Genomic DNA, 18,177 nt, shown 5'->3' with positions numbered 1-18,177 from the left:
AACCCGGCGGTTTCGATTCCGTCATCACAGGGCATGAGCCGTAGGCGCTGCTGGCAAAGAAGCCCGCTCCGCACCAGGGCCTCGATCTGACCGAAGGCGACCTCACCGCACCCCCCAGGGTGTCCGCATGTTGGAATGAAGAATCCACTTTCCGAGAATCACTCCATCATGTAACCTGCACGAAATTTCGCAGAGGGCCAACGTCGTCCCTCGGCACTGAACATGCCACGACGACGACGGGAGAGCCGATGCGTTCCGACGCCTGGTCGCCCATGGACGGTCGCCCCGCTGCTCAGGGGATGTACGACCCTCGTAACGAACACGACGCCTGTGGTGTCGGGTTTGTGGCCACCCTGACCGGTGTGGCCAGCCATGAGCTGGTGGAACAGGCGCTGACCGTACTCCGCAACCTTGAGCACCGCGGTGCCACCGGCTCCGAGCCCGACTCGGGAGACGGCGCAGGCATCCTGCTCCAGGTTCCGGACGCGTTCCTGCGCGAGGTCAGCGGATGCGAACTGCCCGAGGCCGGGGCGTACGCCGTCGGAATCGCCTTCCTGCCGGAGCAGGGGACCGACGACGCCGTCTCACGGATCGAGACCATCGCCACGGAGGAAGGACTCACCGTCCTCGGCTGGCGCGAGGTCCCCGTGGCCCCCGAGCTGCTCGGCGCCACCGCCCGCGCCACCATGCCCGTCTTCCGACAGATCTTCGTCGGTGACGGTGCCAGCCAGGGCATCGCCCTGGACCGCAAGGCATTCGTGCTGCGCAAGCGCTCCGAGCGCGAGGCCGGGGTCTACTTCCCCTCACTCTCCGCCCGCACGATCGTCTACAAGGGCATGCTGACCACCGGCCAGCTGGAGCCCTTCTTCCCGGACCTCTCCGACCGACGGATCGCCACCGCGGTGGCCCTGGTCCACTCGCGGTTCTCGACCAACACCTTCCCGAGCTGGCCGCTGGCGCACCCGTACCGCTTCGTCGCCCACAACGGTGAGATCAACACCGTCAAGGGCAACCGCAACTGGATGCGGGCCCGCGAGTCCCAGCTCGCCTCCGACCTCTTCGGCGGCGACGCCCAGCAGCTGGAGCGGATCTTCCCGGTCTGCACCCCGGACGCCTCCGACTCCGCCTCCTTCGACGAGGTGCTGGAACTCCTCCACCTCGGCGGACGCTCCCTGCCCCACTCCGTCTTGATGATGGTCCCCGAGGCGTGGGAGAACCACGACTCGATGGACCCGGCCCGGCGCGCCTTCTACCAGTACCACTCCACGATGATGGAGCCCTGGGACGGCCCGGCCTGCGTGACCTTCACCGATGGTGTCCAGGTCGGCGCGGTCCTCGACCGAAACGGTCTGCGCCCCGGTCGCTACTGGGTCACCGACGACGGTCTGGTCGTGCTCTCATCCGAGGTCGGCGTCCTCGACATCGACCCGGCGAAGGTCATCCGCAAGGGTCGCCTCCAGCCCGGCAAGATGTTCCTCGTCGACACCGCGGAACACCGCATCATCGAGGACGACGAGATCAAGTCCACGCTCGCCGCGGAGCAGCCCTACGCGGAGTGGCTGGACGCCGGCACCATCGAGCTCAGCGATCTGCCCGAGCGCGAGCACATCGTCCACACCCACGCCTCGGTGACCCGCCGCCAGCAGACCTTCGGTTACACGGAGGAGGAGCTCCGCATCATCCTCGCGCCGATGGCGAGGACGGCTGGAGAGCCCCTCGGCTCCATGGGAACCGACTCCCCGATCGCCGCGCTCTCCGCGCGCCCCCGGCTGCTGTTCGACTACTTCACCCAGCTGTTCGCGCAGGTCACCAACCCCCCGCTGGACGCGATCCGCGAGGAGCTCGTCACCTCGCTGCACTCGTCGCTTGGCCCTGCGGGCAACATCCTGGAGCCCACCGCGGCCTCCTGCCGCAGTGTCACCCTGCCCTTCCCGGTGCTCGACAACGATGAGCTGGCCAAGCTCATCCACATCAACGCCGACGGCAACCTGCCCGGGATGAAGGCGGCCACGCTCTCTGGCCTCTACCGCGTCAGCGGGGGCGGTGAGGCGCTCGCCGCCCGCATCGACGCCATCTGTGTCGAGGTCGACGCCGCCATCGAGTCCGGCGTCCGGCTGATCGTGCTCTCCGACCGCCACTCGGACGCCGAACACGCCCCGATCCCCTCGCTGCTGCTGACCTCCGCGGTCCACCACCACCTCATCCGCACCAAGCAGCGCACCCAGGTGGGCCTGCTGGTGGAGGCGGGCGACGTCCGCGAGGTGCACCACGTCGCCCTGCTGATCGGCTTCGGCGCCGCAGCGGTGAACCCCTACCTCGCCATGGAGACGGTCGAGGACCTGGTCCGCGCGGGCACCTTCATCGAGGGCATCGAGCCCGAGCAGGCCATCCGCAACCTGATCTACGCGCTCGGCAAGGGCGTCCTCAAGGTCATGTCCAAGATGGGCATCTCGACCGTCGCCTCCTACCGGGGCGCCCAGGTCTTCGAGGCCATCGGCCTGGACTCGGCGTTCGTCGAGAAGTACTTCAACGGCACCGCCACCAAGATCGGCGGCGCGGGACTCGACATCGTCGCCGGCGAGGTCGCGGCCCGGCACACCAAGGCGTACCCCACCTCCGGCATCGCCCCGGCACACCGTGCGCTGGACATCGGCGGCGAGTATCAGTGGCGGCGCGAGGGCGAGCCGCACCTGTTCGACCCGGAGACGGTCTTCCGCCTCCAGCACGCCACCCGCAACCGCCGCTACGACATCTTCAAGCAGTACACGGACCGGGTGAACGAGCAGTCCGAGCGGCTGATGACCCTGCGCGGGCTCTTCGGTTTCAAGAGCGGGCGCGAGTCCATCCCGCTGGACGAGGTCGAGCCGGTCAGCGAGATCGTCAAGCGGTTCTCCACCGGCGCCATGTCCTACGGCTCCATCTCGCGCGAGGCCCACGAGACCCTCGCCATCGCCATGAACCGACTCGGCGGCAAGTCGAACACCGGTGAGGGCGGCGAGGACCCGGACCGTCTGTACGACCCGGTTCGGCGCTCCAGCATCAAGCAGGTCGCCTCCGGCCGCTTCGGTGTCACCAGCGAGTACCTGGTCAACGCCGACGACATCCAGATCAAGATGGCGCAGGGAGCCAAGCCCGGCGAGGGCGGCCAGCTACCCGGCCACAAGGTCTACCCCTGGGTCGCCAAGACCCGGCACTCCACCCCCGGCGTGGGCCTGATCTCCCCGCCCCCGCACCACGACATCTACTCCATCGAGGATCTCGCCCAGCTGATCCACGACCTCAAGAACGCCAACCCGCGGGCCCGCATCCACGTCAAGCTCGTCTCCGAGGTCGGTGTCGGAACGGTCGCCGCCGGCGTCTCCAAGGCCCACGCCGACGTGGTCTTGATCTCCGGACACGACGGCGGTACGGGAGCATCCCCGCTGACCTCGCTCAAGCACGCGGGCGGCCCCTGGGAGCTGGGGTTGGCCGAGACCCAGCAGACCCTGCTGCTCAACGGACTGCGGGACCGGATCGTCGTCCAGACCGACGGTCAGCTCAAGACCGGCCGTGACGTCGTCATCGCCGCGCTGCTCGGGGCCGAGGAGTACTGCTTCGCCACCGCGCCGCTCGTCGTCTCGGGCTGCGTCATGATGCGCGTCTGCCACCTGGACACCTGCCCGGTCGGCATCGCCACCCAGAACCCGGTACTGCGCGAACGCTTCTCCGGCAAGGCCGAGTACGTCGTCAACTACTTCGAGTTCATCGCCGAAGAGGTCCGTGAACTCCTCGCCGAACTGGGCTTCCGCTCGGTCGAGGAGGCCGTCGGTCACGCCGAGCTCTTGGAGACCGAGCGTGCCGTCAACCACTTCAAGGCCGAGGGCCTCGATCTGGCGCCGCTGTTCCATGTGCCGGTACTCGCCGAGGGCGCGGTGCGCCACGCCCTGATTGAGCAGGACCACGGACTGTCGAAGGCGCTCGACAACGAGCTGATCAAGCTCGCCATCGACGCCCTGAAGGCGGAGAGCCCCGAGGCCGCCCAGCCGGTGCGCGCCCAGGTGGCCATCCGCAACATCAACCGCACCGTGGGCACGATGCTCGGCTACGAGGTGACCAAGGCGTTCGGCGGTGCCGGACTGCCCGACGACACCATCGACATCACCTTCACGGGCTCCGCCGGCCAGTCCTTCGGCGCCTTCGTACCGCGCGGTGTCACCCTGCGGCTGGAGGGCGACGCCAACGACTACGTCGGCAAGGGCCTGTCCGGCGGCCGGGTCATCGTCCGGCCCGATCGCGGCGCCGACCACCTGGCGGAGTTCTCCACCATCGCCGGCAACACCATCGCGTACGGCGCGACCGGCGGCGAGATCTTCCTGCGCGGACGCACGGGCGAGCGGTTCTGCGTCCGCAACTCCGGTGCCACCGTGGTCTCGGAGGGCGTGGGCGACCACGGCTGTGAGTACATGACCGGTGGCCACGCGGTCGTCCTCGGCGAGACCGGACGCAACTTCGCGGCCGGCATGTCCGGTGGCGTCGCCTATCTGATCGACCTCGACCGGGACAATGTGAACGCGGGCAACCTGGCCGCGATCGAGCCCCTCTCCGACACCGACAGGCAGTGGCTGCACGATGTCGTGCGCCGGCACCAGGAGGAGACCGGCTCCACCGTCGCAGCGAAGCTGCTGGCCGACTGGTCGGTGAACGTCGAACGATTCAGCAAGATCATTCCAACCACGTACAAGGCAGTGCTCGCCGCCAAGGACGCCGCTGAGCTCGCCGGTCTCTCCGAGCAGGAGACCACTGAGAAGATGATGGAGGCGGCGATCAATGGCTGACCCCAAGGGCTTCCTGACCACCGGGCGCGAAGTCGCCAAGTCCCGCCCCGTGGGCGAGCGTCTCAAGGACTGGAACGAGGTCTACGTTCCCGGCTCCCTGCTGCCGATCATCAGCAAGCAGGCCGGCCGCTGCATGGACTGCGGCATCCCGTTCTGCCACAACGGCTGTCCGCTCGGGAACCTGATCCCCGAGTGGAACGACTACGCGTACCGCGAGGACTGGGCCGCCGCCAGCGAGCGGCTGCACGCCACCAACAACTTCCCGGAGTTCACCGGGCGGCTGTGTCCGGCGCCCTGTGAGTCGTCGTGCGTCCTCGGCATCAACCAGCCGGCCGTCACCATCAAGAACGTCGAAGTCTCCATCATCGACAAGGCGTGGGACTCCGGTGACGTGACCCCGCAGCCGCCGGAGCGGCTCTCGGGCAAGACGGTTGCCGTCATCGGCTCCGGTCCGGCCGGACTGGCCGCGGCGCAGCAACTGACCAGGGCCGGTCACACCGTCGTCGTCTACGAGCGCGCCGACCGGATCGGCGGACTGCTGCGGTACGGCATCCCCGAGTTCAAGATGGAGAAGGTGCACATCAACCGACGCATCGAGCAGATGCGCGCGGAGGGCACCAAGTTCCGTACCGAGGTCGAGATCGGCCAGGACATCGAAGCGGCCCAACTGCGCCGCCGCTATGACGCGGTGGTCGTCGCCGCCGGTGCGACCGTCTCCCGCGATCTGCCCGTGCCCGGCCGTGAGCTGCGCGGCATCCACTTCGCGATGGAGTACCTGCCGCTCGCCAACAAGGTGCAGGAGGGCGACTTCATCGCCCCGCCGATCACCGCGGCGGGCAAGCACGTCGTCGTCATCGGTGGCGGTGACACGGGTGCCGACTGTGTGGGTACGGCCCACCGGCAGGGTGCCGCGTCCGTGACCCAGTTGGAGATCATGCCCCGTCCGGGTGAGGAGCGCAGCGCCGGCCAGCCCTGGCCCACCTTCCCCATGCTCTACAAGGTCACCTCCGCGCACCAGGAGGGTGGCGAGCGGGTGTACGCCGTCTCCACGACCCACTTCGAGGGCGACGAGGACGGCAATGTCCAGGCGCTGCATCTCATCGAGGTGGAGTTCAAGGACGGCAAGCTGGAGCAGAAGCCCGGCACCGAGCGCAGCATTCCGGCCCAGTTGGTCACGCTCGCGATGGGCTTCACGGGCACGGACCAGGAGAACGGTCTGGTCCAGCAGTTCGGTCTCGATCTCGACGGCCGTGGCAACATCGTGCGGGACGCCGATTACGCGACCAATGTCGAAGGCGTGTACGTTGCAGGTGACGCCGGACGCGGTCAGTCGCTGATCGTGTGGGCCATCGCAGAGGGCCGCTCCGCCGCCCGTGGAGTGGACCGCTTCCTGACCGGGGCGAGCGAGCTGCCCGCACCGGTTCGCCCGACGGACCGGGCACTGACCGTCTGACCCGTCGCACCGGGGCCCGAAACCGGCCCCGGCCCAAGATCGTCCCGTACAACGGCGTGCGGAACTAGCGCGGCGCCTGCCCCGTCCCCGACCGGACCTGGGCAGGCGTCGCATCGCTTTTTTCGCGCGGTCCCCCTCCCGTACGACACGGGCCCGAGCGGTCAGGTGCTCGGCACGGGCTCGGGATCCGGTTCGCGCTCCTGTGACACCGACGACTGCGGCCCATCCGCTCGGGTCGCGCCCGGGCGCAACAGCCGGTGGACCAGGACGGCCGCCAGGGCGAGGACCAGCGCGATCCCCGTCACCACCAACTGCCAGGCGTCGGTGAACTCGCCCGCCAACTCCGGGCGCTGCCCCGCCGTCACCCCGGCCGTGAGTCCGCGATCACCGGTCCGGGCATCCACCAGGGTCACCAGCAGGGATCCGAAGCCCGCCATGACCAGGGCGCCCGCCCCACCGCGGGCCGTGCCGAGCAGCCCCGAAGCCATGCCCACCCGTTCCGGGGCGACTGCCCCGAGCGCCTGGACCTCGATCTGTCCGAGTGCCAGCCCGTTGCCCGTGCCGATCAGCAGCAGGGGAGCGGCCAGCCGGGTGAGCCCCGCGTCCGGGGCGAGGGCGAGTGCGAGCCAGAGGTTGCCCGCGGCCGTGAGCAGCAGGGCCCCGAGGATCAGATGCCGCGCGGGCAGTCCACGGGCGACGAGCCGCCCGCCCACAGCGGGGAAGACGAAGACCGGAGCGGTCGCCATCAGCAGGACCAGCCCTGCGCCCTGGGCGGAGAGCCCGCCCGTGCCCTGGAGGTAGGTGGGCAGGAAGACCAGCACTCCGACCGAGCCCGCGGTGATGAACACCGCCCCGACCAGCCATCCGGAGAACGCACGGTCGCGCACCAGACTCAGATCCAGGACGGGGTGGTCGCTGCGGCGTTCGACGGCCACGAAGACCGCGAGGAGCGCCAGGCCCCCCAGCAGTGGGATGAGGACTGCCGCACTGGTCCAACCCGACTGCGAGCCCTGGGTGACGGCGAACATCAGCAGCGCCAGGCCGGCGACGAAGCTCGCCACTCCCGGCCGGTCGACGCGGGGCCGCACGGCCGCCCGTGACTCCGGTATCAGTCGACCGGCGAGCAGGATCAGCGCGCCTGCGACACCGAAGACCAGGAAGGACGAGCGCCAGCCGAGCCCTCCGACCAGCCATCCCGACAGCGTCGGACCGGTCGCCAGACCCACGCCCGCGGTGGTGCCCACGGCGGCGAACGCCCGTGCCCGGGCGGGGCCTTCGAAGACGGTGGCGATGATCGCGCCCCCACCGGCCATCACCGCGGCTCCGCCGACGCCCGCGATGGTGCGGGCCACATCGAGCACCAGCACATCGGGCGCGGCGGCGGAGCCGAGGATTCCGGCTGCGTAGAGGAGGGCTCCGAGCGCGTACACCCTCCGGCGGCCGAAGAGATCGCCGAGCGAGCCGGCCACCAGCATCGTGGACGAGGCGGCCAGCATGTATCCGGTGACCACCCACTGGAGGGCCGCGCCGGAGGCGTCGAGGTCCCGGCCGATCTCAGGCAGGGCGACGGAGGTTCCCGTCATCCCCATCGGCAGGGAGAGATAGCCGAAGAGGACGACGAGCAGGGTCAGCAGGGGGCGGGACGGCCGTGGTGGGGTCATGCACCCATCGTTGAACCTCAACTTTGCTTGAGGTCAACCCCATTGCGGTCGGCCACCGGTCCGATGTCGTACGTATGACGTAATCTCGGGTGCACTGTCGATCTATGGGGACGTCTGCCGGGGGCGGCGGACGAAGGGGGAGCAGCGCCATGGCCGTACTGCGCACTGCCGGGGGACCGGCGATCAGTCTTCAGAAGGTCGAGCAGCGGGCGCCCGCTCTGGTCAGCCTCTACAAGTCGGCCGGGGTCTCCCTGCGCAAGCACCGTCTCGACGGCCATCGCGTCGCCGTCTACCTGGTGTTGGACTACTCCGGCTCGATGAAGGACTACTACCGGGACGGCAGCGTCCAGGCACTCGCCGACCGGGTGCTCGGGCTCTCCGCCAACCTCGATGACGACGGCATCGTCCCGGTGGTCTTCTTCTCCACCGATGTCGACGCGGTGACTGACATCGCCCTGGACAACCACCGCGGGCGGGTCGCCCAGATAGTCGCCGGCCTCGGACACATGGGGAAGACGAGCTACCACCTGGCGATGGACGCGGTGATCGACCACTACATCGACAGCGGGTCGACCGCACCCGCCCTGGTGGTCTTCCAGACGGACGGCGGCCCGATCAACAAGCTCGCGGCCGAGCGGTACGTCTGCAAGGCGGCGAAGCTTCCGCTGTTCTGGCAGTTCGTGGGCTTCGGCAACACGCGCAGCACCCAGTTCGACTTCCTGCGCAAGCTCGATGAACTGGCGGTGCCGGACAAGCGGCCCGTGGACAACGCCGGTTACTTCCACGCGGGTCTCGACCCCCGCCAGGTGCCGGACGGCGAGTTGTACGACCGGCTCGTGGGCGAGTTCCCGCGCTGGCTGGCCGCGGCGCGGGCGCAGGGCATCGTCGGCTGAGCGCGCACGTCCACCCGGTCGTGTGCCCCTTCGCCGCTGAGGGGCTGCTCAGCGCTGGTCGGGCACGACTGCTGGGGGAGGGGTCACGAGATGTCGGTGGTCGGTGATCACTTCCCCGCAACCCAGTGGTTGTAGACCTCGTACTGGGTCGGCTCCTGCTCGGGAGCGCTCCAGCCGAGCCGTTCCGTGACCGGCATCATCACCGTGAAGAACTTCTCCATGGCCTCCTTGGACTCCCAGAGGTCATAGACCTCGATACCGGTCGAGGTGGCCACGCACACATGGGTGAGGCAGCCGGCGAAGGTGTCGCCTGGCAGTGCCTGGAGTTCCTTGTTGAGCGTGTCGTACTGCTCGGTGGTGACACCGGGCATGGTGGCGTGCATCAGGATCGCCATCACAACCTCCTGATCGGGGTCGGGGGTGAGCGTCCTCCCCACCGCCGCCCGGGCGGTACGCCCCACCTTCCAGGACAGCACGATTCATCGAGGGGTGTTTCACCGACACCGGTAAAACCGGACAGAAGATGTCGGGATTCCATGGTGAGGTGAAGTCATGACTGCACAAACCCCCGCGGTCGGCTCCTCCTGGGCCGACTTCCAGCACGCCGAACCCGACTTCGCCCAGACCGTGCAGGCGCGCTTCGCACGCCACCGCCACCATGTCCTCGCCACCCTGCGCAAGGACGGATCGCCGAGGGTGACGGGGCTTGAAGTGATCTTCCGTGAGGGACAGCTCTGGCTGGGGATGATGCCCGACTCGCTCAAGGCCCGGGACCTCGTCCGAGACCCACGGCTGGCTCTGCACGCCAATCCGGGCACGGACGACTCGATGGACGGGGGAGACGTCAAGCTGTCCGGACGGGCGGTGGAGATCACCGACCCCGAGGAGCTGGCCCGGTTCGCCGAGGCGATCGAGCATCCGCTGCCGTTCCATCTCTTCCGGGTGGAACTCGCGGATGTGGTGCGGACCTCGGTGGAGGGTGACGAGATGGTGCTGCGGTCCTGGCGGCCGGGCGAGGAGTTGACGGTGCGTCGCCGCCGTTGAACCGGCGCGCTCCTGGCGCAGAGGACCCCGACCGCTCGGGCGGCACACCGGGGAAGGGGCGGGAGCGCTGTGTGGATCACGGTCTCTGGATGCCGGGCGGGCGGGCCCGCCCGGCTCTGTACGGTACGGCGCTATCGCCCTGGCCGGTCCGGGAGTCCCACCGGGTTCGGGAAGCGCAGTACCTTGGCGACCGCGTCCGCGAGTGGGGTCAGAGTCTCGGCGATCAGATGCAGATCGGCGCCGGCCCACGGTCGGGTGGACACCCGGTCGGTGGTGTCCTCGATCGCCGCGTGCAGACGCCGACCGTCCTCGGTGGCCCGGCCGTCCGGGGCCAGCAGCCCCCGGTCTTTGAGGCGTTGCCCCGCCTCTTCCCACTCGGTGTCGCTCCAGCCGCGGTAGGGCTGGAGCTCACTGCGCGGCAGGTCGATGCCCGTGCGCAGCAGCAGGATCTCGCAGCCGTCGAGGTCGGCCGCGGTCTGTGCGGCCACGTACCCGTCACCGCGGTGTTCGCGCAGGACGGTCGCCGCGTGCCACAGGCGGTCGAGCGGGTCCTTCGGCCAGGGGAGCGCTGCGTTCGCCGCGGCGAGGGTGCGGCCCGCGCAGTCGGGGGCGGCTGCGACCTCGGACAGCAACTCGGCTGCCTGCTCGGTCCGTTCCTCCTGGCCCGCGAGGAGGCGGGCCAGGGCGGCCCGCGCGCCTTCGCGCCGTACGTCGAGCGCCTCGGACGGGGTGATCTGGGCCCAGACGGAGGGCAGCGCTTCCGCGACCATCGTGGGCGCGTACGAGCAGAACGCCCCCGTCGCCGCTCCGGCGCCCACGGTGCCCAGTGGTGCCGACCGGCCGGCGAAGTAGCCGCGCCAGAAGCCGCGTAGCCCGGCCTCCTCGAACACGGAGGTGCCTTCCGGAGTGAAGTACGTGACGGAGTGGATCGGTTCGAAGAGGAGCCAGAGATCACGGGACGTGACGGTCTTGGTGCTCACGGTAGTGGCCATGAGGGCATTGTGCCGCCACTCGTCGGGTGTTAGTACCTCTTGTCCGAATACGACTGACCTGGTGCGATCATCTGAACCATGAGCAGACACAGAGAAGAACAAAAGCAAAGAAGAGTGTTGGGACTTCTCGCAGGTGTGTCCGTTTCCGTCCTAGTGCTCCCGGGGATCTCCATGCCCGGAGGCTTCTCCTTCGCCGCGTTGGTGATCCCCTTCGCGCTGTTCGTGATCTTCAACCAACTGGTCAGCGTATGGCCCGAGAACATCAGGACCGCACCTCCCCTGAGAGTCCTCCTGCTCGCGACGATAGGACTCGTCCAGGACTTCCTGATCTGGCTGTTGGTGTCCTGGGTCGCGGACACGATGGACCTGTCCCTGGCGATCGACGGAGTTCTCCCAATGGTGTGGGGTGCGTTCATCGTCAGGTTGACGGCGCTGGCGTGCCTTGCGCTGCCGTCCCGTGCTGCCGTCGATGAAGTCGAGAGCGCATAGTCCGGTCCCCGCGCCCTTCCCTCATCCTGTGCGCTCGCCCAGTGCTTCTTCCAGCAACGCCGCGATGTTCCGGTGTCCGGTCTCCCGCTCCCTACCGGCGAAGGGCTCATCGTCCCGCAGCAACTCCACCACCACCGTCTCGACTCCGCCCTGGCCCGTCTCCCGACGGGTCACGGCACGGTGGCCCTCGCCATGAGCGAGGACCAGTTCGGTGTGCAGGTCCTCGGCCACATCGCGGTCCAGCCACAGACGGGCCTCGGCCAGCGCCACCCGCTGGCCGGGCTCACTCACCCCGTGCTCCAGCAGCACCCGTACCGCGGCGGGTGAACCTCGGCGCACCGACACGACCAAGGGCGATGTCCCCTCTTCTGTGGCGAGTTCGGAATCGGCGCCGAAGGCCAGCAGCACATCGGCGGTGGCCGCGTGTCCGCCCTCCACCGCGCTCAGCAGGGCAGTCCCCCCGAACTCCTCACGGCTGTCGGGCCGCGCCCCGGCTTCCAGGAGGGCTCGTACCGTCTCGGCATGGCCCCAGGTCGCGGCCCCGCACAACGGTAGTTCTCCCGCCTGCGGCCCACTGCCCCGGTTGGGGTCGGCGCCGGCGGCCAGGAGTCGACGTACGATCCCCGGCTGATCCTGGACGGCCGCCAGGTGCAATGCGGTCTGGTCGTCCTCGTCGGTCGTCTCCGCACTCACGCCGCTGCTCAGCAGCGCGACGACGGCGTCCTCTTCACCCCGAAGGATAGCCGTGAACAACGCGTCGGTCCCTGCTGTCACTTGGTGTGTCATGGGCGGAGCCTACGAGGATCGCTCAGGTGTCGCATTCGAGAATCGAGCGGCACAGGCCGCAGCGGGCCCGGGTGTGTCCGCGGACGGGGAGGCGGATGCGCTGCTGGCAGGTGGGGCAGGGGAAGGAGACCCGCGGTCCCTGCGGTCCCGGCTCGAAGGCATAGGGATGCTGGCCGTTCGCCCGGTCCCGCTCCGGGTGCTCCAGCGCCTGGCGGCGGTCCTTGGCGTAGCGGTGTCTCGCGGTCCAGCCCGAGGTGGTCAGCGGTGGCTGTCGGGCCTCGCGCAGGGCCTGTGCGCGCCCCTTCGTGTACGCGGTGTACCCCTGTGGGCTGGTGAACCACGTTGCTGGGTCTTCGTGAAGGAAAAGCGCACGTTTGGCAATGACATAGCCGAACTCCTCGGGTGTCAGATAGCCCAGTTTCTGGCTGGAAACCCGGTCCTCGCGGAAAGCGTCGAGCAGCAGCCAGCCGGCGCCCAGGTAGGTCGTCACGGTGTCGGTGAGGATCTCGTTGTCGTGGGTGTCGGGGAACGACAGATCCAGTCGGTGCAGCCAGACATGGGTGATCTCATGTGCCAGGGCGGCGCCGACGTCCCGCCGGTGTCGGCGGAAGCGGTCGTTGAGTTCGATGAAGTACTCCGGTCCCGCGGTCAGTTCCACCGTCGCCGCGTGAGGCATCTCCCGAAAGCTCACCACCATCCGGGCGTCCGGTAGTCGCAGGTGGTTGACCAGCGCTTGGGCGACGGTCTGGGCTCCCAGATGCAGATCGTCGTCATCCGAGAAGGCCACGTCGGCGGCGAGGACGCTCGATGCATAGGCGAGCAGCCCATCGGGTGCGAGCCGTCGGTGGAGTGCGGTGATCGCTCGCCGCACGGTGTCGAGATGGGGGAAGCCGTGGACGACTTCATTGCCCTTCGCCATCAGATGTTCCGCTCCTGATCCGCGCCCCCGAGGCGTCCCCTCCATGGATCAACTGTACGAAGACTCACCCCCGAAGCACTTTGCTGACATGGCTGAAAATTGCTCCTTGTGGCACCGCTGATCGACTGCTCATAATCCGGATCACCGCTTGTCGGGCTCATGACAGCACAGGTCCAACAGTGAGGTGTGCGGTCATCGCCCGATGGGAGCGCAATTTCTCAACCCCCCACGAAGGGCAGACCGTTGAAGCTTCTGCGTACCCTCAAGAGATGCGCTGCGACCGGCGCCGTCCTCCTCGCCGCCGTCAGCCTCCAGCCCAGCACCGCATCCGCCGCCGCCCCACCCGTCGTCGGCGGCACCCGCGCCGCCCAGGGTGAATTCCCCTTCATGGTGCGGCTCTCCATGGGCTGTGGCGGATCCCTGATCAGCCCGCAGGTCGTGCTGACCGCCGCCCACTGTGTGAACGGCTCCGGACCCAACACCACCATCACCGCCACCGCGGGCGTCGTCGACCTCCAGAGCACCAGCGCGATCAAGGTCCGCTCCACCAAGGTCCTCCAGGCGCCCGGCTACAACGGCACGGGCAAGGACTGGGCCCTGGTCAAGCTGGCCCAGCCGATCAACCTGCCCACCCTCAAGCTCGCCGAGACCGCCACGTACAACACCGGCACCTTCACCATCGCCGGCTGGGGCGCGGCCCGTGAAGGCGGTCCGCAGCAGCGCTACCAGCTCAAGGCCCAGGTCCCGTTCGTCTCCGACGCCAACTGCCAGCGCTCCTACCCGAGCCTGGTCGCCCGCGAGGAGATCTGCGCCGGATACACCTCGGGCGGCACCGACACCTGCCAGGGTGACTCCGGCGGCCCCATGTTCCGCCGCGACAACGCCAACGCCTGGGTGCAGGTCGGCATAGTCAGCTGGGGCCAGGGCTGCGCACGGCCCAACTATCCCGGCGTCTACACCGAGGTCTCCCACTTCGCCGCCACGATCAAGTCGGCCGCGGCAACCCTCTAGGTCGCAACTGACGAACCGTGCCATCCGCCCGGTGGGCAGGGCGCACCAGGCGGGATTCGTCAGCCGCGGGCCAGGGGCCTTCTCTCGGCAAGAAGGTTCCACTTCGCTCCAGAACGTTAGCTCCGGGACGGCGGGGGCTGGTGTGGTTAAGTCCAACACCTGCCCCCGCTTTGTCCATGGGCCACGCCCGTTCGTCACGGCCAGATTGACCTGAACCGCATCACCGTGACGAGGAGGACGAGCGTGTACGCAGAAGATCGCGGGCCCAGTCGTAGAACCGTGGTGGCCGCCACCGCCCTCGCCGGAGCCGGCGCGGCCCTCGGCACCTCGGGCACCGCGTCCGCCTCCCCGACCGGACCCGCTGAAACTGTTCTGCGCTCCGCCGAACTCGACGTCACCGTGGACAGCGGCTTCCCGCGCATCCTGGCGTACACCCACCGTGAGTCCGGCGCCCGGCTGTACGGCCAGGAAGACCCGATCACCTCCGTACTGATCGACTCGGTGGCCCGCACCCCGGAGCGGGTCACCGCCCGCGCCCGCCGCGACCGCGTCTCCTACACCCTCGGCTTCGGCCCCACCGAGATCGACGTGGAGATCCGTGTCGACGGCTGGCAGGTCCACTGGCGCGTCACCCGCATCGAGGACAGCGGCGCACTGCCCGTGGGCACCCTGCAGATACCGGACCTCGCACTGCTCTCCGTCCGCAGCGACCAGCCCGGCGCCGTTCTCCACGCCGCCCGCATCCACCTCGACAAGGCCGCCAGCGCAGACACCCTCGTCCGGCTCACACCCCAGACCCCCGCGGAGAGCCGGGCCACCGGCTGCGCGTACGCCGTCGTCGCCCATGACCGGCTCGGCGGTGCCATCGAGACCAACACCGTCTGGGACAAGCCCACCAGCGCGGCCGGCACCACCTGGGAGAACGGCCGGCTCTGGCGCCAGACACTGGTCCGCGACGGCTATGTGAAAGCCCAACTCGTCCCCGGCCAGTGGACCCATCGCGCGGCCACCGCACCCGCCGACGCCACCGAACCCCTTCCGTACGCCACCGTCGTCATCACCCGTGACCGCGGCGGCGACGGCATCGTCGACTGGCAGGACGCCGCGATCGCCTTCCGGGACATCATGGTCACCCCGCTCGGTGCCGACGAACAGCATCTGCGCGTGGTGCCCCACATCCCCTTCAACTTCGCCTCCCAGGCGACCAACCCCTTCCTCGCCACCCTCGACCAGGTGAAACGCATCTCCCTGGCGACGGACGGGCTGCGGCAGTACACCCTCCTCAAGGGCTACCAGTCGGAGGGCCACGACTCCGCCCACCCCGACTACGCCGGCAACCACAACCAGCGCGCGGGTGGACTCACCGACCTCAACACCCTGCTGCGCGAGGGGCAGAAGTGGAACAGCGACTTCGGTGTGCACGTGAACGCCACCGAGTCCTATCCGGTCGCCAACGCCTTCTCCGAGACGCTCGTCGACAAGACCGACGAACAGTGGGACTGGCTGGACCAGTCGTACCGCATCGACCAGCGGCGCGACCTGGTCAGCGGTGACATCGTCCGGCGCTTCGCCGCCCTGCGCGCCGAAACCCACCCCGCGTTGAACATGCTGTACATCGATGTCTTCCGCGAATCCGGCTGGACCTCCGACCGACTCCAGCGCGCCCTGCGCGACCAGGGTTGGCAGATCACCACCGAGTGGGGCCACGGCCTGGAACGCTCGGCGCTGTGGGCGCACTGGGCGACCGAGATCGACTACGGCCCCGACACCTCCCGCGGCATCAACTCTCGACTGATCCGCTTCATCCGCAACCACCAGAAGGATGTCTTCGCCGACAAGTGGCCCACCCTGCTGGGCATTCCCCGCACCAGCAACTTCGAAGGCTGGGTCGGCAAGATCGACTGGCCCGCCTTCTACGAGCTGATCTGGACCCACTCCCTGCCCGCGAAGTACCTCCAGGCGCACCCCATCAAGCGGTGGGACGACCACGAGATCACCTTCTTCGGCCCCACCTCGGTCTCCGACGCTGACGGCATGCGCAAGATCACCACGGACGGCCGTCTGGTCTACAGCGGCGGAACGTATCTTCTCCCCTGGGAGCCGCGCCGGGCCACCGACCCCACCAAGCTCTACCACTACAACCCCGCGGGCGGCACCAGCGAATGGCGTCTACCCCGCGGCTGGCAGCGCCGCTCCCGCGTGGCGCTCTACCGCCTCACCGACCAGGGCCGCGAGCACATCGAGGACCTACGCGTGCGCAGTGGCGGCCGGATCACCATCGACGCCGAGCCGGGACAGCCGTACGTCGTCCACCGCACCCGACTGCCCGCGCAGCCCGATCCCGACTGGGGCCAGGCGACCCCCCTCCACGACCCCGGGTTCACCTCGGGGACCCTCGACGGTTGGCGGACCACCGGCCCTGCTTCGGTCGCCCTGAGCGCGATCGGGGACTACGAACTGGTGATCGCGGCCGGTGCAGCAGCGACCGTCAGCCAGCGTCTGACCCGGCTGAAGCCCGGCAGCTACGCGGCCTCGGTGCAGGTCGAGATCGGTGCGACCGCCGGCGACCGTCGCCGCGCCAGCCTGGAGGTGCGTACGTCCGACGGGGTGCGGGCCGAGAACTGGACCGACATTTCCACGGCCGTCAACTACGTGGCGGCGGACCGCAAGCACGGCACGCGGTTCCAGCGGATGTTCACCCACTTCACGGTCCCCGAGGGCGGCGGCCCCATCACCCTCACCCTGCGCGCTGCTGCCGGTGCCGCCCGCGTCCGCTTCGACAACGTCCGCATCGTCGCCGCCCGCCCCACCCGCAAACCGGGCACGGTGGCGTACGAGGACTTCGAGAATGTGCCCCAGGGCTGGGGCGTCTTCGTCAAGGGCGACGCGGGCGGCGCCACCGACCCACGCACCCACATCGCCCAACGCCACGCCCCCTTCACCCAGCGGGGCTGGAACGGCAAGGCGATCGACGACGTCATCGACGGCACCGAGTCCCTGAAGTCCCGCGGGGAGAACGAGGGCCTGGTCTACCGCACGGTCCAGCACCTGGTGCGCTTCGAGCCGGGCAAGCACTACCGGGTGGAGTTCCGGTACGAGAACGAGAAGGCGGGGGAGTACGCCTGGATCACCGGCGTCGACACCCGCGAACTCGACCGCGCCCCGCTCCCGGTGGCCACCGAACCCACCCTGTGGAGCCATGAGTTCACCGCACCCGACGAGGGCGAGGCATGGGTGGGGCTGCGGAAGATCGGAGGCGCCTGGGGATCGGAGTTCGTCCTGGACGCCTTCGAGGTACGGGAGGTCTAGACGGCGCTCACTGCGCCTCCGGGGGCGCCTGTCCACCGCGGAACAGCAGATACGCGTCGATGATCTCGCGCATCCGCTCGGCCCCGAAGCTCGCCCCGTGACCGGCGTGGACAAGGTCGACGTCGAGCCGGCGCAGTCTCCTCATGGTCGCGATGTACTGGCCGATGTCGGAGCCCTCCAGCGTGTCGAGGAGTTCGTCGTCGTAGAGGACGTCGCCGGAGAAGAGGATGCGCCGGCCCTCGTCGTACAGACCGATGCTTCCGGGTGTGTGACCGGGCAGATGGAGTACGCGCAACTGTCGGTCGCCCAGATCGATGGTGTCGCCCTCCTCCAACTGCCGGGTGATCGAGACCGGACGCAGTCGATAGGCGAGTGGGTCGTAGTCCGCGGTGGGCAGGGCGTTGATCAGCACCGGAGGGAGTTTCGCGGCTGCGTCGGGATCGCCGCCGAGGGTGTCGTTCAGTACGCGGGCGAGGAGGGAGCCGCGGCCGGGTGTGTCGACCGGCTCGGCCGGGTGGGCCCAGCACTCGGCGAACTCATGGGCCGAGCCCATGTGGTCGAGATGGGCGTGGGTGAGGACGACGACCGGCTCGCGCTCGCCGAAGAGGTCCGGCAGTGCGTCCCGCAGGGAGGCGACCCCGAGTCCGGCGTCGATGAGCAGATCGTGGCGGGTGCCGCGCAGATGCCAGGTGTTGGCGCTGAGCAGCGGGTCCACATGGGGCTCTTGGATCAGTGTCAGCGACTCGTCGACAGGGGTGACGGTGTACCAGCGGTCGGCGACAGGCAGCGCGGTGGGGGCGGACATA

The 18,177-nt window shown here is 69.0% G+C and carries 13 protein-coding genes; 7 read left to right on the top strand and 6 right to left on the bottom strand.

The window, feature by feature from the left end; translation table 11 throughout:
• Nucleotides 1-248: 248 nt before the first annotated feature.
• On the top strand, nucleotides 249-4,814 hold the full coding sequence (gene gltB, locus OID54_RS10470) for a glutamate synthase large subunit (RefSeq protein ID WP_329017275.1): 4,566 nt from the start codon (nucleotides 249-251) through the stop codon (nucleotides 4,812-4,814).
• Complete coding sequence (locus OID54_RS10465; protein WP_329017271.1) at nucleotides 4,807-6,267, top strand: glutamate synthase subunit beta; 1,461 nt, start codon at nucleotides 4,807-4,809, stop codon at nucleotides 6,265-6,267. The genes gltB and OID54_RS10465 overlap by 8 nt, the downstream gene beginning before the upstream one ends.
• Nucleotides 6,268-6,428: 161 nt before the next feature.
• Here the strand turns inward: OID54_RS10465 and OID54_RS10460 are convergent, their stop codons facing one another.
• Nucleotides 6,429-7,928, bottom strand: a complete 1,500-nt coding sequence (locus OID54_RS10460) for an MFS transporter (protein WP_329017268.1) — start codon at nucleotides 7,926-7,928, stop codon at nucleotides 6,429-6,431.
• Between the two features lie 149 nt (nucleotides 7,929-8,077).
• Here OID54_RS10460 and OID54_RS10455 point away from each other — a divergent pair, with 149 nt between their 5' ends.
• Nucleotides 8,078-8,821, top strand: coding sequence for a VWA domain-containing protein (locus OID54_RS10455; RefSeq protein WP_329017265.1), 744 nt, complete (start codon nucleotides 8,078-8,080; stop codon nucleotides 8,819-8,821).
• A 107-nt stretch (nucleotides 8,822-8,928) separates the two neighbouring features.
• On the opposite strand, the gene OID54_RS10450 is transcribed toward OID54_RS10455, so the two are convergent.
• Nucleotides 8,929-9,297 (bottom strand): hypothetical protein, encoded by a 369-nt coding sequence (locus OID54_RS10450; protein ID WP_329017263.1) that lies wholly within the window; start codon nucleotides 9,295-9,297, stop codon nucleotides 8,929-8,931.
• Between the two features lie 76 nt (nucleotides 9,298-9,373).
• Here OID54_RS10450 and OID54_RS10445 point away from each other — a divergent pair, with 76 nt between their 5' ends.
• Nucleotides 9,374-9,865, top strand: a complete 492-nt coding sequence (locus tag OID54_RS10445; RefSeq protein ID WP_329017260.1) for a pyridoxamine 5'-phosphate oxidase family protein — start codon at nucleotides 9,374-9,376, stop codon at nucleotides 9,863-9,865.
• A 131-nt stretch (nucleotides 9,866-9,996) separates the two neighbouring features.
• Here the strand turns inward: OID54_RS10445 and OID54_RS10440 are convergent, their stop codons facing one another.
• The gene (locus OID54_RS10440) at nucleotides 9,997-10,857 is read right to left on the bottom strand and encodes an SCO6745 family protein (RefSeq protein WP_329017257.1); all 861 of its coding nucleotides are present in this window, start codon (nucleotides 10,855-10,857) and stop codon (nucleotides 9,997-9,999) included.
• Between the two features lie 78 nt (nucleotides 10,858-10,935).
• Between OID54_RS10440 and OID54_RS10435 the strand changes: the two genes are divergently transcribed.
• Nucleotides 10,936-11,346, top strand: coding sequence for a hypothetical protein (locus tag OID54_RS10435; protein WP_329017252.1), 411 nt, complete (start codon nucleotides 10,936-10,938; stop codon nucleotides 11,344-11,346).
• A 21-nt stretch (nucleotides 11,347-11,367) separates the two neighbouring features.
• On the opposite strand, the gene OID54_RS10430 is transcribed toward OID54_RS10435, so the two are convergent.
• Complete coding sequence (locus OID54_RS10430; protein WP_329017249.1) at nucleotides 11,368-12,132, bottom strand: ankyrin repeat domain-containing protein; 765 nt, start codon at nucleotides 12,130-12,132, stop codon at nucleotides 11,368-11,370.
• A 22-nt stretch (nucleotides 12,133-12,154) separates the two neighbouring features.
• Nucleotides 12,155-13,051 carry a hypothetical protein gene (locus OID54_RS10425; protein WP_329027387.1) on the bottom strand — a complete coding sequence of 299 codons (897 nt, stop codon included), beginning with the start codon at nucleotides 13,049-13,051 and terminating at the stop codon, nucleotides 12,155-12,157.
• Nucleotides 13,052-13,294: 243 nt separating this feature from the next.
• Here OID54_RS10425 and OID54_RS10420 point away from each other — a divergent pair, with 243 nt between their 5' ends.
• Nucleotides 13,295-14,062: a S1 family peptidase gene (locus OID54_RS10420; protein WP_329017246.1), complete on the top strand. Its 768-nt coding sequence runs from the start codon at nucleotides 13,295-13,297 to the stop codon at nucleotides 14,060-14,062.
• Between the two features lie 243 nt (nucleotides 14,063-14,305).
• Nucleotides 14,306-17,371: an endo-alpha-N-acetylgalactosaminidase family protein gene (locus OID54_RS10415; protein ID WP_329017243.1), complete on the top strand. Its 3,066-nt coding sequence runs from the start codon at nucleotides 14,306-14,308 to the stop codon at nucleotides 17,369-17,371.
• 7 nt (nucleotides 17,372-17,378) lie between these two features.
• On the opposite strand, the gene OID54_RS10410 is transcribed toward OID54_RS10415, so the two are convergent.
• On the bottom strand, nucleotides 17,379-18,176 hold the full coding sequence (locus OID54_RS10410) for an MBL fold metallo-hydrolase (protein WP_329017240.1): 798 nt from the start codon (nucleotides 18,174-18,176) through the stop codon (nucleotides 17,379-17,381).
• Nucleotide 18,177: the final 1 nt, after the last annotated feature.

It is taken from the genome of Streptomyces sp. NBC_00690, from assembly GCF_036226685.1.
Lineage (GTDB): Bacteria > Actinomycetota > Actinomycetes > Streptomycetales > Streptomycetaceae > Streptomyces.
The sequence above is the reverse complement of the archived record's forward strand: the minus strand, read 5'-3'. Positions and strand labels throughout refer to the sequence as shown.